General features: G+C 69.8%; 15 protein-coding genes. All 15 read right to left on the bottom strand.

What is annotated here, in order from left to right:
- Positions 1-30: 30 nt before the first annotated feature.
- Complete coding sequence (locus ACIA8G_RS27735) at positions 31-1,059, bottom strand: hypothetical protein (RefSeq protein WP_396421595.1); 1,029 nt, start codon at positions 1,057-1,059, stop codon at positions 31-33.
- Complete coding sequence (locus ACIA8G_RS27730; RefSeq protein ID WP_396421594.1) at positions 1,056-3,206, bottom strand: hypothetical protein; 2,151 nt, start codon at positions 3,204-3,206, stop codon at positions 1,056-1,058. Before ACIA8G_RS27730 ends, ACIA8G_RS27735 begins: the two co-directional genes overlap by 4 nt.
- The gene (locus tag ACIA8G_RS27725) at positions 3,203-3,997 is read right to left on the bottom strand and encodes a hypothetical protein (RefSeq protein ID WP_396421593.1); all 795 of its coding nucleotides are present in this window, start codon (positions 3,995-3,997) and stop codon (positions 3,203-3,205) included. The genes ACIA8G_RS27730 and ACIA8G_RS27725 overlap by 4 nt, the downstream gene beginning before the upstream one ends.
- A 288-nt stretch (positions 3,998-4,285) precedes the next feature.
- Positions 4,286-4,984: a Crp/Fnr family transcriptional regulator gene (locus ACIA8G_RS27720; RefSeq protein ID WP_396421592.1), complete on the bottom strand. Its 699-nt coding sequence runs from the start codon at positions 4,982-4,984 to the stop codon at positions 4,286-4,288.
- A gap of 121 nt (positions 4,985-5,105) precedes the next feature.
- Positions 5,106-5,522, bottom strand: coding sequence for a VOC family protein (locus ACIA8G_RS27715; RefSeq protein ID WP_396421591.1), 417 nt, complete (start codon positions 5,520-5,522; stop codon positions 5,106-5,108).
- Positions 5,519-5,764 (bottom strand): acyl carrier protein, encoded by a 246-nt coding sequence (locus ACIA8G_RS27710; RefSeq protein ID WP_396421590.1) that lies wholly within the window; start codon positions 5,762-5,764, stop codon positions 5,519-5,521. Before ACIA8G_RS27710 ends, ACIA8G_RS27715 begins: the two co-directional genes overlap by 4 nt.
- Complete coding sequence (locus ACIA8G_RS27705; protein ID WP_396421589.1) at positions 5,757-7,616, bottom strand: HAD-IIIC family phosphatase; 1,860 nt, start codon at positions 7,614-7,616, stop codon at positions 5,757-5,759. Before ACIA8G_RS27705 ends, ACIA8G_RS27710 begins: the two co-directional genes overlap by 8 nt.
- Positions 7,617-7,630: 14 nt before the next feature.
- On the bottom strand, positions 7,631-8,653 hold the full coding sequence (locus tag ACIA8G_RS27700; protein ID WP_396421588.1) for a 3-oxoacyl-ACP synthase III family protein: 1,023 nt from the start codon (positions 8,651-8,653) through the stop codon (positions 7,631-7,633).
- Positions 8,650-10,110: a hypothetical protein gene (locus tag ACIA8G_RS27695; protein WP_396421587.1), complete on the bottom strand. Its 1,461-nt coding sequence runs from the start codon at positions 10,108-10,110 to the stop codon at positions 8,650-8,652. The genes ACIA8G_RS27700 and ACIA8G_RS27695 overlap by 4 nt, the downstream gene beginning before the upstream one ends.
- On the bottom strand, positions 10,110-10,337 hold the full coding sequence (locus ACIA8G_RS27690; protein ID WP_396421586.1) for an acyl carrier protein: 228 nt from the start codon (positions 10,335-10,337) through the stop codon (positions 10,110-10,112). Before ACIA8G_RS27690 ends, ACIA8G_RS27695 begins: the two co-directional genes overlap by 1 nt.
- Complete coding sequence (locus tag ACIA8G_RS27685; protein WP_396421585.1) at positions 10,334-10,516, bottom strand: MbtH family protein; 183 nt, start codon at positions 10,514-10,516, stop codon at positions 10,334-10,336. The genes ACIA8G_RS27690 and ACIA8G_RS27685 overlap by 4 nt, the downstream gene beginning before the upstream one ends.
- A 16-nt stretch (positions 10,517-10,532) precedes the next feature.
- Positions 10,533-11,867 (bottom strand): MFS transporter, encoded by a 1,335-nt coding sequence (locus tag ACIA8G_RS27680; RefSeq protein WP_396421584.1) that lies wholly within the window; start codon positions 11,865-11,867, stop codon positions 10,533-10,535.
- Positions 11,867-17,608 carry a condensation domain-containing protein gene (locus ACIA8G_RS27675; protein ID WP_396421583.1) on the bottom strand — a complete coding sequence of 1,914 codons (5,742 nt, stop codon included), beginning with the start codon at positions 17,606-17,608 and terminating at the stop codon, positions 11,867-11,869. Before ACIA8G_RS27675 ends, ACIA8G_RS27680 begins: the two co-directional genes overlap by 1 nt.
- Positions 17,605-20,586, bottom strand: coding sequence for a type I polyketide synthase (locus tag ACIA8G_RS27670; protein ID WP_396421582.1), 2,982 nt, complete (start codon positions 20,584-20,586; stop codon positions 17,605-17,607). Before ACIA8G_RS27670 ends, ACIA8G_RS27675 begins: the two co-directional genes overlap by 4 nt.
- Positions 20,583-23,828, bottom strand: coding sequence for an amino acid adenylation domain-containing protein (locus ACIA8G_RS27665; RefSeq protein ID WP_396421581.1), 3,246 nt, complete (start codon positions 23,826-23,828; stop codon positions 20,583-20,585). The genes ACIA8G_RS27670 and ACIA8G_RS27665 overlap by 4 nt, the downstream gene beginning before the upstream one ends.
- Positions 23,829-23,840: the final 12 nt, after the last annotated feature.

The raw sequence follows: 23,840 nt of genomic DNA, 5'->3' as shown, positions 1-23,840 counted from the left end.
ATCGCCGCCACGGCCACGCACGTCTTGGCCTCACTGACTCTTGTTCTTGCCGACTGGCTTCCACTGGGCGACACCACCGCTCCGCGCGTTCGCGTCCGAAGTGGACGGCTGAGGCTCAGCGGGTGGTTGCACGACCTGCTGCGCCGGCTGCGGTGCCTGTGCCGGTTGCGGTGCCGCGATCGGCGTGGGCTGCGCCACGACACCGGGCACGACGCCGCCTGCGTTGTAGGAGCTGGTCAGCGCACCGAACTGCGGAGTGCCCGACGGGGCACCGAGTGCGGCGGTGCTCTGCTGCACCAGCGACCTGGCGAACGAGTCGAGGTCGGCGTCCTGGATGAAGCCCTTGTCGATCAGCTCCCTGATCAGCTCGATGCGCCGGTTCTCGCTGGTGGTCCTGTCGTTCGCGAGCAGCTGGATGATCGACGCGGTGTCCTCGCGGTGATTGGTGAGGTGCATGACGAGCAGCCCGTTTTCGCCGGCCAGCGCGCGCTGGGTCAGGTCCAGCTGACGCATCGTCTGCGCGGACTCGTAGCCGTGGTTGCGTTGCTGCTGCAGGTAGTTGCGGGTCTGCTCGTCCAGCGTGAGGCGGATGGAGAAGCGGGTGACCGTGATGCCCTCCGGCAGCACCACCGGTCCGCTGCCGAGCTGGTGGTTGATCTCCGCGTTCGCCGCGGCGCACTGCTCGACCTGGTACTGCCTGCTGATGACCCACATCCGTTGCAGCAAGGTGGACCGGACCAGCCCGATGCCGTCGCCGACGTGCCGCGTGACCACCTGGACCGGGTCCGTGACGCCCCAGACGAGGTCCATGTCGGCCTGGAAGCGGAAGGCGTCGTCGCGGGCGGGCAGCTCGAGCTGTTCGTTGTGCAGGTGCTGGGAGACGTCCACGTCGTACTGCCGGCGGAACTGGAAGAACGATCCCTGCCGGGCGGCGTGGACGTATTGCCCGTCGCCCAGCAGGCACACGACGGCCTTGCCTGCCGGGGCGAGCGGCCGCTTGCGTGCGATCGCCCACCCGAGGTCCTCGTGCACGGTGACGAGCGGAACTGCTTGGTTCACGACTGGTGTACCTCCTGGGACAGGACCGCGAGCAGCTCCGCGGCGGTGGTTCTCGCTTTGGTGTCGGCGTCGGGCTTCAGCCACCGTTGCGCCCGCCCGCGCAGCCGGAACGGCACGCGGTTGTAGGCGCAAGCGGTGCGCATCAGCCCGAGGAAGGCGCGGCGCGCGGTGTCGTCCTTCTCCACGTACTCGGCCCACTCGTCGAGCACGGTGAGGGCGAGTTCGTATTCGTTCGAGCCGAGCGACCGCGCCCAGAGCTCGGCGATCACGCGGTGGTGCTCGCGGTGGTCGTAGGCGAACCAGAGCAGGCTCGGCCAGGTGACGCCGTCCGGCCGGCGGATCACCAGGTCCGCGGCCATGTACATGAACGCCAAGTGCGCGACGACGCGGTGCAACGGCTTGCGGCTGACCGACCACTTGAGGATCAGGTTCAGCACCCGGCCACCGATCTCGGTGCCGCCGACCGCGACGAGCTCGGTCAAGCTCTCGCACACGGCCTGGACGACGTCGAAGTCCTCGTTGTCATCGTCGATGGCGATGCGTTCCAGCGAGGTGAGCGCGGGGCCGGGGTTCTTCAGCCCGATCGCCGTCCCGTACGCGCGGGCCGCCGTGGCCCGCTGGTTCGCGGCGCCCCAGCTCCACTCGTCGACGAGGTTGTGCACGGCCTTGCGCAGCCCCGCGTCGTCGTCCTCCGCGGGCCCGACGAGCGCGACCGCGGCGGCTTCCCGCCGGTAGAAGTCGTTGCTGCCGGCCCAGCGCGCGAGAACCTCGTGTCGCATGTGGTCGTACGCGAACGTGGTGAGCACGCCCACGGCGGTGGCGGCACGGATGCGCACCGTCTGGCTCTGGTGACCGCCGAGGTCCCGCAGCCAGGTGATCAGGCCGTTGCGGGCGCGGTCGTGCTCCTTCCACACGTGCTGCAGCACCCGAGTGGGAAAACTGGTGTCGACGTACCGCACCACCTCGGCTGGCACCTTGCCGTAGATGGTCGACACCTCGGCGCGGTCGACCTGGGCGCGCAGCTTGTGCAGCCGGGTGCCCCTGCTGTCGCCGAACGGGTCGGCCGCCTCCGGCACCGCCTTGGTCGCCACCGCGGTTCCCGATGCGACGTCGAACTTCTTCAGCAGCAACAGACCCGCGTCCGCGACGGTCTCGTAGGGCAGCCCGTTGAAGATGGCCAGCGAGATCGCGAAACACTTGAGGTACAGGTCGGTCAGGCCGTCGAACCAGGTGGTGAAGTCGTTGTGCCCGAACGTGGTCAGCTGCTGCTGCACGACGGCGACCAGCTGGTCGGGCTGTCCGCTCGCCTCCGCGATGAGCCGGGCCAGGTCGGCCGCCTTCTGCAACGGTGCGGCGGCGGGCAGTTCGTCCGCGATCAGCTGGGCGACGTCCGGCCTGCCGAGCAGCCGGGTGGCCTGGGCGCCCAGCCGGAAGCCGAGGTGACTGGCGAGGACGTCCCGCGGCTGCGGGCGACTGCCGACGTCGAGCACGTAGCGGCCGATACCGCCGTCGGTGAACTGGGTCTCCGGCCGGACGGTGATGATCAGCCGCCCGTTCAGCTTGTCGAACGCGGAGGCGAGCCGTTCCAGGTCGAAGGCCGTCAGCGCCGCCGCGGCCGTGGACGACAAGTCGTCGACCACATAGCCGGCGTCCTTGCTGAGCCCGTCGACGGCGAGCTTGCCGACGTTGACCTCGGGACCGAGCCGGAACACCCGGCCGAACCCGGACCGGTGTGCGAGCAGCCACACCGCGAGCGCCAGCTTTCCGTACCCGGCGGCGGCGCGGAGCACCACGACCTTCGCGTCGGAGTTGGTCAGAGCCGGTGGGATCACGAAGGTCTCGACCAGCGCGCGGAGTCCGGATTCGGTCAGCTCGTGCGTGCCGAGGTCCACGCTCGCGGTCTGCGAGAGGTTGATGTTGAACTGGTTGCCGGCGATCGCGTCGCGGAACTGTGCGGCCGCGGCGAAGCTCAGCCGCGCCTGGCGGACCTGGTCGCCGCGCGACTCGGTGGTGCCGGGGTTCGCTGCGGCGCTGCTGATGCCCGCGCCTACTGACTCGGCGTTGCGTGGAGGTGCTTCTGCCTCGGGAGTGCTGGTGGGTGGTGGTGCTGCCGGGTTCGGGTCCGCCGTCGGCGGTGGGGAGGTCACGACTGCGGCCCCGCGTTGTAGTTGGTCTGGTTGCCCGCGATCTGGTCACGTAGCTGGACCGGGGCGTTGAACTGGAAGCCGATCGTGTCGGCGCGTGGCGGCTCGGCGGGGGTTGGGGCTTGGCCTGCGGTGGGGGCAGGGGTCTCGGCCGGCGTCGCGGCTGGGGCTTGAGCTGGGACAGCGGTCTCAGCGGGGGTCTTGGCCGGTGTCGCGGCGGCCGCTTCCGGCTCGCCAGTCGGTCGCCCCGGCTCCTGCGGCACGCGCACGTGCAGCCACGCCCGGTCCGAGATCTCCTTGGCCTCAAAAGGAATCTTGCGGAAGCCGAAGTGCGAGACCAGCACCGGGTCCTGGTTGACGACCGACCGGTACCACGGGTCAGAAACGACCACGACGAGGTGCGCCTCGGGCGCGGCACGCAACGCGTCCCTGGCTGCCTGGAGATCGACGAGCCGGAACGCGGTGTTGAGGTCGCTGCCCACCCAGCCGCGCTCGTCCTGGCCGACCTCACCGAAGTGCAGCGCGAGGCGGATCCGCATGCCGACCTGTTCGGTCGCCCTCCTGGCGTAGCGGGCGAGCTCGCGACCGAGCCGTTCCACGAAGGTGTCCGTGAGGTCGATCTTGGGCACCTCGGGCGGCACGAGAAGCATCACCCCGTCGCCGCGGTCGGCAGTGGTACAGGTGTTCCAGTCAATTCCGGCGTCACTGAGGGCGGACTGCAGAACGTCGTACATCTGCTGTCGCAACCACCGCTGATCAGCGTCGGAACGGCTGCCGTAACGCTCGATGTCCACGATCGCGAACGAACGGTGCGTTGATTTCCTCATCATGAATGCTCGGGTCCCTCCGACACCAACGCGCGCACGATTCTGACGGACCGTGAATCGTGCGGCGAGGCCGAATTCGTTGCAGGCTTTATCGACTCGTAACAAAGGTCGGCCGTTAGCCGGCCGGAGCGAATTCACACGAATGGAGCACGACTCCACCCACGCGACTCTTCATCTACTCGGGAGTAGCTCCTCGGTGGGGCGGCGTCACGTTCCGCATACACTCTGCTGGTCCCAACGAGCAATGACTCCGCCCTAGTGCGGATTTGCGGCAGGAAGATCCGCCACTTGCCGTAGTTCGCTCATGTCGAGCACCGTGTAGCCCCGGTACGACGACTCGACCACGCCGGCGGCCACCAGTTCGCCGAAGCACTTCTCCACCGTGCGGCGGGCCATGCCCGCGAGCGACCCGAGTTCGGCCTGGGTGAGCGGTATGTCCAGCTCCCAGCGATCGCCGGCGCGACGACCGTAGATCTCCGCGACCTCGGCCAGCACGTGCGCCAGGCGGCCGAGCGGGCTGCGCGCGACGAAGTCGACGCGGCGCCGGTCCGACCAGCGCAGCCTCCCGCTGATCATCCGGCTGACCTCGTACGCGGCCTGCGGGGTGTGCTCCAGAAAGCGTCCCATTTCCGCCTGCCGGATGATCCGGGCCTCGACCTCACCGCAGGCGACCACGTTGGCGGAGCGGCTCGAACCGTCCAGCATCGCCATTTCCCCGACCAGGTCGCCACCGACCCGCACCGCGAGGAGAATCTCCGCTCCGACCGGCGAGTGCACCAGCACCTTGACCACTCCGGACAGCAGCAGAATCGCGTGATCACCGGGGTCGCCGAAACGGAGAAGATTCGCCTTGGCGGGGAATTTCCGTTCGTGCCCGAGTGCGAGCAGCTGGTCTCGAACCGCAGAACGCAGTGTTCCCAGCAACGTGAGCGCGGGCCAGTTCCGATCGGCCATTCGCGCAAACTAGCACAAATCCAACGCGCAATGAGGGCGCGTTAATCGGCCTTTTCCGCAGATCAGCGGCGAGCCGCCGGACGACAGTGGCCGGGGACGCTGGGTCCCCGGCCGCGGAAGATCATGCCCTGGTGCCGTAGTCGACGAGCTCGACGAGCAGCCCGGTCGACGGCCCGAGGTGAGCGAACGCCACCCGCAACCCAGGCCGGCCGCCGACACAGGGCTTCTCGTCCACGAGGATCGCGCCGCGCTCCTGCAACGCCACCAGATCCGCATCGATGTCGTCGACCTCGAACGCCACATGGTTCAGCCCAGGCCCGAGCCGCTTCAAATGCCCGTGCACCGCGGCATCCGCACGCACCGGAGCCACCAGCTCGATCGAGGTGTCATCGCCGGGGCACTGCCAGAACGAGGTGGCCACGCCATAGGAGTCCACGTCGTCGGAGTAGGTGCATTTCATGTCCATCAGGCCCATGCCGAACGCCGCGGCCTTGAGGTCGTTGGTGACCACGCCGACGTGGTCGATGCGCAGGATCATCCCGACTTCTCCTTCGCGGTCGACACGGCGGCAACCAAGCCGCCGACGTCGGAGATGGAGAAGTACTCCTGCAGGTCGAGGCGGACCTCGAAGCGCTGCTCGATGCCGGTGAGCAGGCGCAGGGCGTCGTAGCTCGTCCAGTTGGTGAGCGCGTCGAAGCGCGAGTCGGCGGCGATCTGCTCGGCCGGCTGATCGGTGACCTGGCCGACCAGGTCGGCCACTTCGGTGAAGACCTCAGACATCGGCGGACTCCCTTTCCACGACGAGGTTCGTCCAATCAGGACTGATCTGCGGCCGTGGCACGACCGGCAGGGTGTAGCGGTGCTCGGACACGAGCGAGAAGCCTGCGTCCGGGTAGAACGCGGCCGCGGCCTTGTTCCGTTCGGTGGCAACGAAGGACGCCTCCAGGCGCAGCGCACCGGCGGATGCCGCACGGTCCGCGACGTGCTGGACGACGGTGTGCTCGACGCCTCGGGTGAAGACTCGGCAGCTCATCACGAAGTTCTCGATGAGCCAGTGGTCGTCGTGCTTCGAGACCCAGAGGCCGCCGACGATGCCCTCGGCGCCGAACCGGTCGGCCACCTCGAAAACGAGCACTAGGTGGTCGTCGGAGGCGGCCATCTCCCTGGTGCGGGCCTCCGGGTGGGAGCTGCCGATCATGTTGAACTGGTTGGTGCGCTGGCCCAGTTGGATGAGCCTGGGCAGGCTGAACTCGTCGGCCTCGCGGACCGAGACGATGATCTCCAGGCTGCGCAGGTAGTCCTGCACCGAGCCGAACGACTCGGCGAGCTCGGTGCGTTCGGCGCGGGCCTGGTACAGGCGGGTGCGTTCGCGGTCGGTCGCGGTGGTCGTCAACACGTCGAAGGAACCGTTGCGCTGCAACGCGGTCACGTGATCGGCCGGGTCGCCGTTCAGGTGCACGACGGTCACCTCGGGGACCGAGCCACGGACCAGCTGGGTTTCGAACGTGCTGTCGTCCGCGAAGACGAAGCTGTCCAGGCCGAGGTTGAGCTGCTCGGCCAGCCGCCGGATGTTGTGGTCCTTGGGTTCCCAGTTGACCGCGCGGGCCGCGATGTCGGCCGGGCGGATCACCAGGTCCGGGTGGGTGGTCAGCACCTCGTCGACGAGGGTGGCCTCGTTCTTGCTGGCCAGCGCGAGCACGACCCCCTGCTTGCGGAGCTGGACGACGCGGCGCTGCATCTCGCGGTACGCGTTGCCGGGGTACATCGGGCCGATCTGGATGCCGCTCGGGCCGTCGTCACCCACCACGCCGCCCCACAGGGTGTTGTCGAGGTCCAGCACGAGAACCTTCTTGGCCAGGCCAAGGAACGCACGGCAGAAGTTCGCGGCCTCCGCGGCGTAGACGGACTCGACCTCGGTGGTCCACGCCGCGCTGGCGAAGCGGTACAGCCGCTCGTCGCGCAGCCGGACCTGGGCGTCGATCAGGTACGCCTCGAGGTCCAGCGCGTGCACGGCGTCGCGGCGCAGGGCGATGCCGAGCAGGTCGCTGTTCAGCTCACGCCACGCGCGGCCCAGCGCGGCCCGGCCGTCGAACGCCACGACGCCGCGCATCTCCACCGGTGACAGCGGCACGGTGTGCACCAGGACTGCGCTGCCGGAGCGTTCGGTGAACGCGCCGACGAGGTGGTCCAGCATCTGGCTGCGGTCGCGCAGGGCGGTGCCGAACGCCTGCATGTCGGCCGGGTCCCAGTCGCGGGGCACGAACCAGTCGTCGTGCAGCAGGCAGAGCGTCACCTGCGGGCCGAACTCGGCCAGCGGCGAGGCAGGACTGCTCAGGTCGACGGCCAGCTGGTCGAAGCCGGACACGTGGATCTCCGGCGCGATCCCCTTGCCCAGCAACGCGACGCGTAGCAGCGGCGCCACGCCGGAGGCGGTGAACGTGCCGGTGATCGCGACCCGCAGCGGTCTCAACCTGCCGAGCAGCTCGGTCGGTACCCTGGCCAGCAACCGGCCGGCTTCGAGCAACGCCGGCAGGTCCTTGAGCTGCGCCAGATCGGCCAGCAGCGCCGGGTCGGCGGTGGCGTCGGGCCGGGTCATCGCGCGGATCCGCGCGAGGATGTCCTTTGTTTCCACGGGTTCTCTCCCCCTCAGATCGCCAGCAGCGTGCAGAGCCAGTGCATGCCGCTGGCCGTGCTGGTCAGTGCCACGACGTCGCCGCCGGTGAGCTCGTCGGCCGTCAGGTAGTGCTCCAGCGACATCAGCTGATCGGCGCAGCCGATGTGGCCGTGCGCCTGGGCGACCTCGGCGTTCGTCCACTCCGGACCCATGCCGAGATCCTTGGCCAGCAACGTCAACGCCGGCACGCTGTCGTGCAGGTGCAGGAGCCTGGTCAGATCGCTCGGTGCGAGACCCGCTCGTGCGCAGGCGCGACGCACCACCTCGTGGTTGTTGTTGCGGATCGTCGAGACGAACTCGAACATGCGCCGGATGTCGCCCGCGAAGAACTCCTCGAGCCGCTTCTGCGGGCTCTGCACCTTCACCTCGGCCGGGTCCTGGCCGGTGAACGGCCGGGCGGCGGAACCGATGTCCATCATCATGAAGTCGGCGTAGCGGCCGTCGCTGATGATCTCGGTGGTGAGCCACCGGTTGTGCGGATGGTCGCGCCGGACCACGGCCGCCGCGGCGCCGTCGGAGAAGATGCTGGTGTTGATCTCCATGCGGTTCCAGTACGGCTCGCACACCCGGTTGGCGCCGATGATCAGCGCCGTCTCGTAGTCCGGGTGGGTGGCGAACTTGCCCGCGACGATGTCGAACGCGGCCACGCCGCCACCGCACGCCTGGGTCAGCAGCACGGTCTCGGACCGGTTCGCGCCGATCTTCGCCTGGGTGGCGCCCGCGGCGTCCCAGTACAGGTGTTCGGACAGGTCGGACATGGCCAGCACGACGAGGTCCACCTCGTGCGGCTGGACTCCCGCGTTGCTCAGCGCCTTGGCGCCAGCCTCGGCGGCCAGGTCGGTGAGCCCGACCCCGTCCGCCGCGCGGTGGAACGTGCGATAGCCCCAGCTCAGCACGCGGTCGACATCATTGGTGTAGTCCGACGCCGCCGACGCCACGTCGACGGGTTCGCCGAGCACGTGACCGAGTGACACGACTCCGAAGTGGACGGTCATGAGATCTCCTCGAGCGCTACCCCGGCGTCCGTCAGGAACCCGGCGGTGATCTGGTTGTGCGGTGTGCGGCGGTGCCGGAAGACGACCTCGCCGGGATCGGCGAGCAGCTGCCGGAGCACGACGTCCTGAACGCCCTTGCCGAGCACCGTGCAGGACAGCGAGAACACGTCCACCACGCGCTTGCCGCCGTCGCGGCGGATGCCGACCGCGCCGCTGATGCCGTACTCGCCGAACCGGTCGCGCACGCGCACCGCGAGCACCTCCCGGCCCTGGTCAGACAGGTCGAGCGTCTCGGTGCCGAGGGTGAAGTCCTTCGCCCTGGACACGACCTCGACGACCTTGGCAGCCGAGTCCGGTGTCACAGGCTGGAGATCGACCTCGACGTTCAGGCCGGCCACGAAGTCGGCCAGCGACAGGGTGGAGGCCGGTCGTGGGGCTCGCGCGGGGGCGGCTTCCGGGGCGGGGAGGCGGTCGAGCAGGCCGGAGCGGAGGAGCTCGGCAGGCCAGGCGTCGGGCTTGGAACCCAGCTGCACGCCCACGCTGAGCAGGACCGCGGACTCCGCCGGCACTCCCATCTCCCCGGCTAGCGCGGCGACCTGCTCCGCCACCGGCCGGCAGTCGGCCGCCCAGGCCTCCATCAGCTCGCACTTGAACACCGGCAACTCCGCCGCGAGCTTCTCCCACAACGCGTCCACGTCCTCCGGACCGGCACGCAACGCCAGCCGCGCGCCCGACGAGTGGATCTGCTTGAGCCGAAGGTCGAACTCGTCCGGGCGCTTCATCCCCTGCAACGAGTCGGCATCGACCACGACCACCCGCGGCGTCACCCCGTAAACCGCTCGGAGCACACCGGCCAGCTGTGCGGCGAGCTCAGCGAACACCGCCTCGGTGTACGGAATCTTGGCGAACTTGAACATCGCCGCGTGGTGCGCCTTCCCGGTGCCGACGAGGCGCACCGCCTGTTCCGCGTCCACCACCCAGGCATCCGGCCGGTCCGCGAGCAGCCGTCGAACCGACTCGCGCGCCTCGTGAGCCGCCGCGGCGGTACCGGTCGCCCGTCCGTCGTCGAGGTGCCCGTACGCCCGCTCCTCAGGCACCGCGGGCAGCACGACGATCAGGAACGAGCCCCACCGCCGGGCAGCCGCGACCGCCGTGTCCACCGCGGCCGGCAGCTCGGCACCCAGTTCCTCGAACCGCGGCGCGACCACGAGCACGTCCGGCCGGGCCGAAGCCATCGCCGAGGTGTCGTCCAGGCACTGCTGCACGATCTGGTTGAACGGCGCCGTGCTGAACGAAACGGGCAGGCCCGCGTCGTGCAGCGCCACGCCGAGGTAGGGCGTCACCGGGTCGATCGTGTAGCTGGCCAGCAGGCCGACCGACACCACCGGGCGCACACCGGTCTTGGAGATCTCCTGCCAGCGGGTGCGCACCGCCGCGAGGTCCTCGAGCACGTCCATCAGACCTTCACCCCCTTGGCGCGCAACACGTCCCGGACGGCCCGGATGGTCCGCGCGTCGCCGATCTCCTCGTAGTCGAAGGACAGCCCGTAGGCCTCCTCGAGCGTCACGATCAGCTGGATGTGACGCATGCTCGTCCAGCTCGCGAGCGTGTCCTGACCGGCCTCGTCGACGACGTGCGCCGGATCGACGTCCAGTGCGCCGGCCACCACCTCGGCGAAGGTCATGACCGCCCCCGCAGGCTGAGCGGGCGCATGTCCGTCCACACGCGACCGATGTGCGCCAGGCACTCCTCCTTGGCACCGGCGACCCCGGCGTCGCGCCAGCCGGGCGCGTTGTCCTTGTGGGCCGGCCAGAGCGCGTACTGCTCCTCGTCGTTGACCACGACGCGATAGGTGATGCTCATGTCAGTCTCCTGTGGGTCACGCGGGCTGGGGAGCGCGCTCGGGCTCGGGCTCCGGCTCGTAGTCGGGCACGAGCGTCTCGACCTCGCGGACGTTGCGGTTGAGGAAACCCACCACGCCCACGCCGGCACCGAGGACGCCGACGATCACGAACAGCAGGCCGATGCCCGAACCCGGTCCGGTGCCGACCATCCAGCCGAACGTGCCGGCGAGCGCGGTGTCCCCGCGCATCGCGGGTTCCAGCACCTTGTCCACCAGCGGACCCGCCGCGGCGAACCCGATCGGGACCGAGAGGTTCTCGAAGAAGTTGCGGGCCGAGAACACGCGGCCCTGCACGGCGGGATCGACCTTCTCCTGCCAGATGGTCTGGGCGAGGCCGTCGATGAACGGGATGGTCAGCTCGACGAAGAACATCGCCGCGGCCCACGCGATCAGGCCGTCACCGACGCCGTAGACGATCCGGCCGACGATGCTGAACACCAGGATCGCGCCGAGCACCACCAGCATCTTGCGCCGCGGCGGCTTCATGACGCCGAGCAGCACACCGCCCAGCACACCGCCGACCGCGCCGATGCTCTGCACCAGGCCCAGCGTGCCCTCGTCGCCCAGCGTGCGGGCCAGCACCAGCGGCACGATCAACGCCCACGCCAGCGCGGCCAGGAGGCTGATGGAGAACAGCACGATCTGCACCGCCAGCAGCGGAGGCCGCTCCACGATGTAGCGGAAGCCGAACACGCAGTCCTGCCAGAACGTGCTCTTCTCCCGGTTCTGCCCCGGCACCGGCGGGATGGTCACCACGAGCACCGAGATGATCGCGACCACGTAGGTGAGCCCGTCGACCAGCAGGATCAGCTTGATGCCGGTGAGTCCGAGCAGGGTCGCGGCGAACGCCGGCGCGAAGATCACCGGGAAGCTCTTGACCGACCACATCATCGCGTTGGCCCGCAGGAACTTCCCCTTCTCCATCATCAGCGCGATGGTCGCCCCGAACGCGGGTCCCTGGATCGCGAGCAGCGCGCCGGTCAGCACGTTGACGAGGTAGAGGTGCCACAGCTGCGTCGAGTCCGTGAGGAACAACGCCAGCAGGATGAACGTGACGAAGATCGACCCGACCTCGCTGACGATGATGGAGGTCTTGCGGCTCCACTTGTCGATCAGGCTGCCCGCGATCGGGCTGAACAGCACCGTCGAGCCGAAGCCGCAGAACATCATCAGCGCCATCGACGTGGCCGAGCCGGTGTGCTGCCACACCCAGATGCTGAGCGCGAAGTTCGTCATGCGGGTACCCAGTGCGGACAGCAGCTGTCCCACCCACATGATCGTGAACGCGCCGAATCCCGAAGGCTTGGGCATTACTTCTTCCTGTTCTGTGCAACGAGCTGACGGAGCAGCTCTTCGATGTCGGTGAGCATCTGCCGCGCCGTTTCGGGCAGGAACATCTCGGTGCCGTAGTTCATCTCGATGCGGATCCGGTCGTTGACCAGCGAGCCGACGACGTCGATCCGGCCCGGCCACACGGTTCCCTTGTCCTGCAGGACACCCAGTTCCTGGTCGCAGAGGCCGAACAGCTCGTCCGCGCTGGAGATGTCGGTGAAGCCGAACGCGCCGGCGTAGTTGACGGTCAGCTGCGGGTTCGGCGTCTCCAGCCGTTGCCGCACCGCCGGATCCGGGTTGTTGTACCGGAGCAGGCCGTAGCCGAGGCCGTTGACCGGCACCTGCTTGAGCTGCCCGGCCAGCGCGACGACCGCTCCCGCGTCGTCGGTGTCCGCGGGCAGCGTGAGCCGCACCGGGTACATCACCTGGAACCAGCCGACCGTCCTGGACAGGTCGAGGCCGTCGAACAACGCCTCCCGCCCGTGCCCGGTGGTCGAGATCGTCCATTCAGGACTGCCCGACCGGTCCGCCGCCATCCGCACGGACGCCCAGATCAGCAGGTCGCTGACGCCGACCTGGTGCGCCTTGGCCAGATCGCGCAGCCGCGCGGTGGTCTCGGCGTCGATGGTCGTGTGGATGTCCTTCATGACGCCGAACGTGTTCTCGCCCGGCAGGTCGGCCGTGATCTCCTCCGCACCCGGCGCCTGCTTCTCCCAGAACGCCAGCTCCCGCATCGGCTCCGGGCCGCGGGCGTACTCGTCGAGCTTGAGCGCCCAGTCCTTGAACGCGGTCGTCTTCGGTCCGAGATCGACCGGTTCCCCCGCGATCACCTGACGCAACGCGTTCTGGAAGTCCTCCAGGATCAGTGCCCGCGACACGCCATCGGTGACCAGGTGGTGGCAGATGACCATCACCCGGTCCGGCTCGCGGCCGCCCAGTCCGAAGTGGACGACCTTGGCCAGCGGACCTGCCGCGATGTCGAGCGTCGGGTGCACCTCGTTGAGGTGGTCTTCGATCGCCTGCTCGCGGTCGGCGGCGTCCGAGACGTCGAACGACACGAACGGCATCGCGCCCTCGACCGGGCCGTGCGACGCGTGCCAGTCGATGCCCTCGCGGCGGAACCGCAGGCGCATCCCGTCGTGGTGGGCGACCAGGGCGTTCGTGGCCTGCTCCAGCTGCTCGGGCGTGGCCGGCACGCGCAGCCGGAGGTAGTAGGGGTGGTTGAAGTGGGCGGGCGCGACCATCGACGTGGCCAGGGCCTCGAAGAACCAGCGCTGGGCACCGGTCGCCGGGAAGTCGCCCTCCACCGGTCCCTGGTCGATCGTCGACTGCGGAGCGGTCGCAGCGCAGAGCTCCGCGATGGTCCGCTTCGCGGTGAGCTGCGCCGGCGTGAACTTGATGCCCGCCTGGTTTGCCAGCCACACGACCTGGATGGCGGTCATCGAGTCGCCGCCGAGTGCGAAGAAGTCGTCGTGCACCCCGACCTCGGACAGCTTCAGCACCTCGCGCCACACGGCCGCAAGCGCTTGCTGCTCCTCGGTCATCGGCACGCGCACCAGTTCGGCGATCGTGCGCTTGGCCGTGAGCTGGGCCGGGGTGAACTTGATCCCGGCCTGGTTCGCCAGCCACACCACCTGGATCGCGGTCATCGAATCGCCGCCGAGTACGAAGAAGTCGTCGTGCACCCCGACCTCGGACACCTTCAGCACTTCCTGCCACACCGCCGCGAGCGCGCGTTCGTCGTCGGTCCGCGGGGCTTCGGTCACGCCGGCGGACTCGGCCTGATCAGGCAGATCCCCGAACACCAGCCGGGCGAGTGCGGTGCCCAGGTCGTCTTCGGCCGTCAGCAGATCGACGACCGACACCGCCGGGAAGCGACGGGTGATCCGGTCGGCAGCGTGTCCGAACACGCCGGGCCACGGCTTCTCGTCGCGTGCGGACGTGGCCAGCACGGCCAGCGGCGCACCCGTGCGCTCATTCCACCGGTCGATCGCCGCGCACAACCGGGCGAAGGCGATCTCGAACGCGCCTACCCCACCGTCGAACAGGTCCTCCCAGTGAATGATCAGCGCGGTCATCTCCCGTTCCACGCCGTCGAGTCCGGCTTCGGGGTCCAGCAGCGGCCGCAGCACCTGGCCGGCCGGGGTGGTCCGGACGTTCACCGGCATCCCGGCCCGTTCCGACCACCGGTCCAGCTCTGACACCACATCGCCGGCCGGACGCGACGAGATCACGCTCACCGGCCGCGCATCCACGACGGACTTCTTGTGCTCGACGACGATCGGCTTGTCCGGGGTGTCCACCAGCTCGCCCAGCTGCGTGACGAACGACGTGAGCAGCTCGTCCGCGCCCCCACCCGTGAACAAATCGGCGCTGTACTCCAGCGTCGCGGCCAGTTCACCGTGCTCGGTGGTCAGCGTGAGGAACAGGTCGAAGTCGAGGCTCGTGACCGGCACCTCCAGCGGCTCCAGTTCGAGCCCCGGCCACGACATCGCCTCGTCGGGCAGGTCCGCGTAGTTGAACGCGCACTGGTAGACGGGGTGACGGCCCTTCTGCCGCGGCAGGACGTGGGCGACGCTCGAGAACGGCACGTCCCCGTGCTGGTACCCGTCGACCATCGCGCGGTGCACGCGTTGCAGGATCTGCCGGAACGTGAGGCGTCCGCCCAGATCGACGCGAATCGGCAGCAGGTCGGTGAAGCAGCCGATCAGGTGCTCCACCTCCGGCCGCGGCCTGCCCTGCTGCGGCACGCTCAGCACGACGTCCGGCTGCGCGCTGCGCCGGTACAGCACCACCGCGTAGGCCGCGAGCAGCGTGGCGAACGGCGTGCTGCCCTCGGCACGGGCCAGCTCCCGCAACGCCTCCGCGACCGCGCCCGGCACCACGGACGTGGCGCGCACGGTCTCGTTGCGCTCCGGTCGTTCCGCGGGCATCTCCAGCTGCGAGGGCGCGTCGCGCAACCGCTCGCGCCAGTAGGTCAGGTGCGGTTCGAGCGCGTCCTCGGTGAGCAGTTCCTGTTGCCACGCCGCGTAGTCCGCGTACTGGACCGGCAGCGACGGCAACTCGCGCGTGGCGTAGCCCGCGGACAGCTCGGCGAGCAGCACGCCCCAGGACGTGTTGTCGCAGATGATGTGGTGCATGCCGAGCAGCAGGTGGTGCTCGTGCTCCCAAGTGTGCACCAGCCGAACCCGCAGCAGCGGCCCGTTCTCCAGGTCGTACACGTGGTTCGTGTGCTCCAGCAGGAACTCTTCTGGCGAACCCTCGGCTTCGGGCAGCCAGCAGTCGAGGTCGTCGTGCACGACCATGACCGGCCGGCCGTCCCGCTCGGTGAACGTCGTGCGCAGGATCTCGTGCCGTTGCACGACTTCCGCGACCGCGCGACGCAGGCCCGTGACGTCCAGCGAACCCCGCAGCAGCACCGCGAACGTGGTGTTCATCCGGGTCGTGGTGGTGTCGAGCTGGGTCGCCGCCCACATGCGCTGCTGGATGGCCGACAGTTCGAGAGAACCGGTGCGGGATACCGGCGACAGCGGATGCCCGGTCTCCTGCGGCTCGTCGACGAGCCCGGCCAGTGCCTCGACGGTCGGGTGGGTGAACAGGGCGTGCAGCGACACGTCGACGCCGAACTCCGCGTGCACCTTGGACAACAGCTGCGTCGCGAGCAGCGAGTGGCCGCCCAGAGCGAAGAAGTCGTGCGTCACGCCGACCTCGTCGAGCTTCAGCACCTCCCGCCACACCTCGGCGAGCCGCTGCTCGGTGCCGGTGCGCGGGGCGACCGGCGGGGTGTCGATCGCCACGGCACGCACGGTGGGTGCCGCGCGCTCGGCCAATGCCGCCGGGACACCGAGATCGGTGTCCAGCAGATGCATCCGGTCACCTGTGTGCAGCTTGCGGGTCAGCAGGATCGCCAGCGCGGCGAACATCTCCGGTGTGTAGGGGACGTGGCCGAGCTTGTCGGCCTGCGTGTCGAACGTGACGCCGACCGGCAGTGCGTCCGCCCAGTCCGCGAACCACACGGCGTGCACGCCCTCGGTCTGGTCCGCGAGCACGGCGAGCCGGTCGTCGAGGCGCCCGAAAGCTTGCTCGGACGGGCACACGACGAGGTACAGGGGCGCGGTCGAGCGCTGGCGGTACGCCGCGACGGCCGTCTCCAGCTCCTGCCAGCTCGCCTCCAGAGCGTCGCCGTGCCGCAGCCAGTCTTCCCAGCGCAGCAGCACCACATCGGCGAGGCGGCCGTCGTCACCGCCGAGCAGGTGCTGCACGATCTGCTGGTACGGCGCCAGTTCGACGTCGACCGGCAACCGCAGCACGCCGTTGAGCACGGTCAACGGCTCGCGCACGGGGTCCGCGGTGAAGGTCGCGGCGATCGAGATCCGCTGCCTGCGCCGCACGGACCGCTCCGGCGCGTCCGCGATGCCGGTCAGCACGGCGAGGAACTGCTCGCCCAGCTCACGGACCGTCTCGTCGAGGTAGAGGTCCGCGTTGTAGCCGAGCACCCCGCGCAGTTCACCGTCCACTCTGGACAGCACGGCGAAGAGGTCGAAGTCGGTGAGCCCGTTGTCGACCTCGAACGGACTGAACTCGACACCGCCCGCCAGCCGCACCGCGGTTGCCTCGGTGAGGCTGAGCATGGCCTGGAACAACGGGTTCTGGCTCGGGTCACGCGGCGGGTCGACTGCCTCCACCACCCGCGCGTAGGGCGCGTCCTGGTGGGCGTAGGCCTCGCTGATCGCGCGGTGCGTGCCGCGGATCACCTCGTTCACCGGCGCGTCCGGTACGTCGACCCGCAGCACCAGCACGTTCGCCAGCGAGCCGATCATCGACTCCAGCTCGGTCCGGCCGCGGCCGCTGACCGGCATGCCGAGCAGCACCCGTTCCTGCGCGGTGATCTGACCGAGCAGCGCCGCGAACCCGCTGAGCACCACCGCGTTCAGCGACACGCCGAGCTCACGGGCCCGTGCGGCAAGCCGTTCGGTCAGGTCTCGCGGCACGACGAAGTGACGGCGGCCTCCGGTGTGCGTCTGGACGGCCGGGCGCGGCAGGTCCGGTGGCACGGTCGACCGGACCGGGCTGCCGGCGAGCCTTTCCCGCCAGTAGGCCAGGTGCTCGTCCATCACCTCGCTGGTCAGCCTGCGTCGTTCGGCGGCGGCGTGCCGGCCCAGCGAGGTGGTCGGCTCCGGCAGCTTCTCGCCGCCGTAGAACGCGGCCAGGTCGGCGCCGAACACCTCGGCCGACGCGGCGTCGAACACGATGTGGTGCGCGGTCACCAGCAGGAGGTGCTCTTCCTCGCCGAGCACGACGAGCCGGAACGCCACCAGCGGACCCGCGCTCAGGTCGAACACGCGCCGGGCGTGCTCGGCGGCGATCCGCTGGGCGTCCTCCGGCTGCCCGGTCAGGTCCGTGACCTCGACGGCGATCGACACGTCGTCGCGTACTCGTTGCCGCAGCTCGCCGTCACGCTCGAAGAACGTGGTGCGCAGCGCGGAGTGCCGGTCCACCACCTGGGCGATGGCCAGTTCGAGCGCGGTGCGGTCGAGCGGCCCGGTCAGCCTGATCCCGAACGGGATCGCGTAGGCGGGGTTGCCGGGATCGAGGCGGTCGAGGAACCACAGCTGTTCCTGGGTGAACGACACCGGCTGGGAGCGGTCGGCGTTGCGCAGCCGCAACGCCAGCAGCTGGCGCTGCTCCTCGGTGAGTGAGCTGGTCAGGTTGTCTGTCATGACTGGGAGATCTCCTGGGCGTCCCGCTCGCGGTCCAGTTCGGCCCGCAGCTCTTCCGGTGACATGTCGCGGATCTCGGCGAGCAGCCGGGCGAACTCGTCGTCGTCTTCTTCCGCTGACTGCTGTTCCGCGCGCAACCGTTCGGCCAGCGCGACCAGCCGGGCAGGGGTGGGCGCCTCGAAGATCGCGCCCGCCGGCAGGACGACCCCGAGCGCGTCGGTGATCCGCGCCAGGATCTGGGTCGCCAGCAGCGAATGCCCGCCCAGCTCGAAGTAGTCGTCGTGCGGCGCGATCCTCGCGACGCCGAGCAGCTCCTGCCAGATCCCGGTGATGACCGCCAGATCGCCGTCGAGGACGGTCTGCGCGGACTCGGCCCGTTCCTCCACGACCTCGACGTGCCTGGCCGCTCCTGGCAGGTCGACCCAGTGCCGTTCCCGCTTGAACGGGTACTGCGGCAACGGAACCCGGTACCTGCACTCGTCTGCCGTCGGCGCACCCAGATCCACCGGGACGCCCGCGATCCACAACCGGCCGAGCGCGGCCAGCATCGTGTCCAGGTCGTGCTTGTCCTCGCGCGGATGCCGCAGCGACCCGAAAGCCGCGCCACCGGCCAGGTCGTGCTGCCTGGCGAGCGTCTGCAGCACGTTGCCGGGCCCGACTTCCAGCACGGCGACCGGTCCGTCGGCGAGCACGACCTGCAGGCCCTCGCTGAATCGCACGGCGGCGCGGGCGTGCCGCACCCAGTAGGCCGGGTCCGTCGCCTCCTCCGCCGTGATCCAAGTGCCGGACACGTTGGAGACAAAGGGAATCTGCGGCGCTCGCAACGCAACCCGGCGCACCCGCTCGCCGAACTCGGCCAGCATCGGGTCGATCATCGCCGAGTGGAAGGCGTGCGAGGTGTGCAGCCGGCGGCTGGTGATCCCACGCTCGGCCAGCTGTGCCTCGAACCGTTCCACTGCCTCGAACGTGCCCGCGACCGTGCTCAGGTTCGGCGCGTTGCTCGCCGCCAGGCTCACGTCCCCGGGCAGGTTCAGCTGATCCGCGCCCAGTGGCACCGACAGCATCGCGCCACCGGGCAGCCGGTCCATCAGCTCACCGCGGGCCACGACCAGTTCCAGTGCCTCGGCCAGCGACATGACCCCGGCCAGGCAGGCCGCGACGTACTCGCCGACGCTGTGCCCGAGCATCGCACTCGGCCGCACACCCCAGTGCTCCCACAGCTTCGCCAGCGCGTACTCGACCGCGAACAGCGCGGGCTGGGTGAACCGCGTGCGCGTCAGCCGTTCCGCGTCGCCGAGCACCTCACGCAGGTCGAACGGCACCAGCGCGGCGCACTCGTCGAGCGCCGCGCGGAACACCGGCTCCTCCTGGTCCAGCTGCCCGGCCATACCCGCGTACTGCGATCCCTGGCCGGGGAACAGGAACACGGCCTCCCGCCGATCCCCGGATCCGGTCCACGGCTGACCGAGGAGCAGGCAGGCCTCGGTTCGGTCACCTGCGACCACGGCCAGCCGGTGCCGCAACGCCCGGCGCCCGGTGCGCAGGGTGTGCGACACGTCCGCCAGCGGCGCGCCGTCGTGGGCGAGGTGTGCCGCCAGTCGCTGCCTGCTGTCCTCCAACGCCTCCTCGGACGCGGCCGACAACACGAGCAGCTGCCGTGACCTGCTCGCTGCCATCGGCGGGCGTGACGGCGGCTCCTCCAGCACGGCGTGCGCGTTCGTGCCGCCCATGCCGAACCCGCTGACCCCGGCCCGGCGCGGTTGCGGCCCTGGCCACTCCCGCGCCTCACGGCTGACGAAGAACGGGCTGTCCTGCAAGCCGGTCTCGGGGTTGGGCGCGGTGAAGTACGGGCTCGGCGGCACCACGCCGTGCTGCACGGCGAGCGAGGCCTTGACGAACCCGGCGACACCGGCCGCCGCGTCCAGGTGCCCGATCAACGCCTTGACCGAGCCCAGCGCACAGGCCTCCGGCGGGGTGACGAACGCCTGAGTCAGCGCGGCCACCTCGATCGGGTCACCGAGTGGCGTGGCGGTGCCGTGCGCCTCGACGTACCCGATCGTCGACGAGTCCACTTCGGACAGCGCGTGCGCCGCCCTGATGACCCGCGCCTGGCCGTTCACGCTCGGCGCGGTGAAGCCGACCTTGTCCGCGCCGTCGTTGTTGACGGCGGTGCCCTTCACGACGGCGTAGATCGTGTCACCGTCCCGCAGCGCGTCCTCCAGCCGGCGCAGCACCACGGCCGCGGCACCGTTGCCCGCGACCACGCCGTGAGCATTGGCGTCGAACGGCATGCACTGCCCGTCCGCGGCCAGGATGCCGCCCTCGGTGTGCTGGTAGCCCTCGTGCACCGGCGGCCGGATCGACACGCCACCGGCGAGTGCGATGTCGCAGTCGTGGCCCAGCAACGCCTGGCACGCCACGTGGATCGTCACCAGCGACGACGAGCACGCCGTCTGCACGGTGATCGCGGGCCCGGTCAGGTCGAGGTGGTAGGCGACCCGGCTGGCGAGCGTGTCCTTGTCGTTGGCCAGCAACAGGTCCAGCGGCTGCAGACCGCCCGGCACGGCCGGGTTGTTCAGCAGGTGCCGCAACAGGTAGGTGTTGATGCTCGCCGACGCGTAGACGCCGACGACGTTCTCGCTCCTGCCCAGGTGCCCGGCGTGCTCCAGCGCGTGCCACGAGCACTCCAGAAACACCCGCTGCTGCGGATCGAGCACGGCCGCGTCACGCGGGCTGTACCCGAACAGCTTGGCGTCGAAGAACTCGATGCCGTCCAGCGGTCCGCCCATCGGTACGAAGCCCGGCATTGCGCGCTGTTCCGCCGACACGCCTGCGGCCTCGAGCTCCTCGTCGGTGAAGCGGCGCACGCCGGGCGTACCGGCGAGCACGTTCGCCCAGAACTCGTCCACTGTGGATGATCCGGGGAAGCGGCCGGCCATGCCGACTACCGCGATCTCCAGTCCGGTGTACTCGGTCACGACTTTCTCCCCCGTGTCAGCAGTGCCTGACGGCCACCGGCGGTGCGCTGTTCCGCCTGACCCGCCCCGTCGAAGTGCGCGGCCTTGCCCGCCCCGTCGAAGTGCGCTGCCAAAGCGCGGACGGTCGGGTACGTGAACAACGTGACCGTCGGAACCTCGCGCTCGAACGCCTCGGCCAACTTGCTCCGAGCCTTGACCAGCAGCACGGAGTTCCCGCCCAGGTCGAAGAAGTTGTCCTCGGCGCCGATCCGATCCGTCCTCAGCACCTCGCGCCAGACCCCCGTGATCGTGCGTTCGGTGGTCGTGCCCGCCGCGACGACCGGCCGCTCGTCCCGCACCGACTCCGGCTTGGGCAGCGCCCGGTGGTCGAGCTTCCCGTTGGGGTTGCGCGGAATCGTCGGCACCGCCACGAACGCGCTCGGCACCATGTACTCCGGCAGCCCGCGCCGCAGGTGCGCACGCAGTTCGGCAGCGTCGATCCGATGGCCCTCGGCGGCCACCGCGTACGCGACCAGCCGCACGTCGCCCGGCACGTCCTCGCGGGCGATGACGACCGCCGCGCGCACCGACGGGTGCTGCGCCACGGCGGTCTGGATCTCGCCCAGCTCGATCCGGTAGCCGCGCAGCTTGATCTGGTTGTCCATGCGCCGCAGGAACTCGATCTGCCCGTTCGGCAGGAACCGCGCGAGGTCACCGGTGCGGTAGAGCCGGCCGTCAGCGGTGAAGGGGTCGGACACGAACCGCTCGGACGTGAGCTCCGGCCGGTTCAGGTAGCCGCGGGCCACCTGCACACCACCGAGGTACAGCTCTCCCGGCACGCCGATCGGTAGCGGCTCGCGGTTCTCGTCCAGCACGTACGCCGTGTTGCCGGCGATCGGACGACCGATCGGCAGCGGGCTCTCGGTGCCGTCGCAGTACGAGGACGTGATCCAGATGCTGGCCTCGGTCGGGCCGTAGATGTTGATGAACGTCCGGCCCGGTGCCCACGCGGCGGCCACCTCGTCCGGGCAGGCCTCGCCGCCGGCCATCAGCGTGCGCAGGCCGGGGACCAGCGCCGGATCGGTCAGCCGCAGCACGGTCGGCGGCAGGCAGGCCATGTCGACGCGCTGCGAGTTGATCGTGCGGGCCAGGTCGGGGCCGGGCTGCAGATCGTGTTGCGCGGCCAGCACGACCGTGGCGCCCGAGCTCAGGGTCACCATGATGTCGGCGACCGACACGTCGAAGCTGAACGACGCGAACTGCAGCATCCGGTTGTCCGGCCCGATGCCGATCATCCTGGCCAGTTCGTCCGCGAGGTTGACCACGCCCCGGTGCGGCAGCATGGCGCCCTTCGGCTTGCCGGTGGAGCCGGACGTGTAGATCACGTACGCCAGGTCGTCCGGTTCCAGAGTCCGCTGTGGACGGTCGATCGGCAGGTCCGAGAGGTCGGTCTCGTCCAGCGGCAACGTCTCCACGCCGGGGAAGCGCTCGGCGAACCGCGCGAGCGTCACGACTACGCGTGCACTGGAGTCGGACACCATGTAGGCGAGGCGGTCAGCCGGGTACTCGGGGTCGAGCGGCACGTAGGCGGCGCCGGACTTGAGCACGCCCTGCTGCGCGACCACGAGGTCGATGGACCGGGGCAGGCTGATGCCGACCAGGTCGCCACGGCCGATGCCCTGTGCGCGCAACCGGTGTGCGAGCTGGTTCGCCCGCTCGTCGAGCTGCCGGTAGGTGAGCTCCTGGTCCTCGAACACCAGCGCGACGGCATTGGGCGTGCGGTCCGCGGTCGCCTCCGCCAGCTCGTGCACGAGCACGCCGTCCAGCCGCGGCTCGACGGGCGGGTTCCACTCGTCGACGAGCTGCGCGCGCTCCGCGGACGTCAGCATCGGCAGCCGGCCGACCGCGAGCTCCGGCTCGGTCACACCGGCCGAGAGCAACGTTTCCAGGTGGCCGAGCAACCGGCGGACGGTCGCGGGTTCGTACAGCGCGCTGTCGTACTCCAGCAGGCCGCTGATCCCGCCCTCGGTCGACGTGACGCCGAGCTCCAGATCCCACTTGGCGGTACCCGAGTGCGACGCGACCCGCTCCACCGAGACACCGGGCAGCGCGAAGATCTCGTGCTGGCTGTCCTCCATGCCGACGATCGTCTGGATCACCGGCTGGTGCGCGGTGCTGCGCGGCGGTGCGAGCGCCTCGACGACCCGCTCGAACGGCAGGTCCTGGTGCTGCTGGGCCGCCAGCGTCGTGTCCCGAACCTGGTGCAGCAACGACCGGAAGCTGACCGACGGGTCCACCGCGGTGCGAATCGCGACCGTGTTGACGTAGAAGCCGATCGCGTTCTCGATCTCCGCCCGGCGGTTGGCGACGTTGGTGCCGACCACGAGGTCGTCGGCGCCGGAATAGCGGTGCAGCAACACGTTCCACGCGGTGAGCAGCACCATGAACGGCGTGACGCGCTCGGCCAGGCAGAACTCGTCGAGCCGGTCCTTCAGCTCGGCGGGCCAGGCGAAGCTCTCGGCGCCACCGCGCATCTTCATCATCGCCGGACGCGGGTGGTCGGCCGGCAGCTCCAGCACCGGCGGCACCCCGGCGAGCTGCTTCGTCCAGTAGTCCAGCAGCCGCACGCCGTCCTGCCCGCTCAGCCACTCGGTCTGCCAGCGGCTGAAGTCCAGGTACTGGGTCGGCACGGGACCGAGATCGCCGCCGGAATAGGCAGCCTGCAGCTCGGCGAACAGCAGCTGCGTGCTCCAGCCGTCGCACACGATGTGGTGCATGCTGATCAACAGCAGCGCGTCACGCGAGTCGAACACGACCAGCTCGGCCCGCAGCAGCGGACCATCGGCCAGATCGAACGGCTCCCGCGCGGCGTTCGCGGCACGTTCCGACACGAAGCCGTCGCGCAGGTTGACGGCCACGTCGAGCTGCGTCACCACGAGCGAGAACTGCGGCTCCGGCAGGATCACCTGACGCGGATCACCGTCGAGGTCGAGGAACACGGTCCGCAGCACCTCGTGCCGCCGGCCGACCTCGAGCAGCGCCGCTGCCAGCGCATCGGCGTCGACCCTGCCGCGCAGCCGGAAGGCGTACGGCACGTTGTAGACCGGGCTGCCGGGGTGCAGCTGGTCGAGCAGCCACAGCCGGCGCTGCCCGGACGACACCGGGTGCACGTTGAACTCCTCGCCGCGTTCGGCGAGCTGCGCGAACACGGCCGCACGTCGTTCTGGATCCAGCGCCTTCAAGCGCCGCAACACGTCCTGCACGATTTCCCCTCC

The sequence above is a fragment of the Lentzea sp. NPDC051213 genome (genome assembly GCF_044455585.1).
Lineage (GTDB): Bacteria > Actinomycetota > Actinomycetes > Mycobacteriales > Pseudonocardiaceae > Lentzea.
Note: the sequence above shows the minus strand (reverse complement) of the source record. Positions and strands in the feature narration are given on the sequence as shown.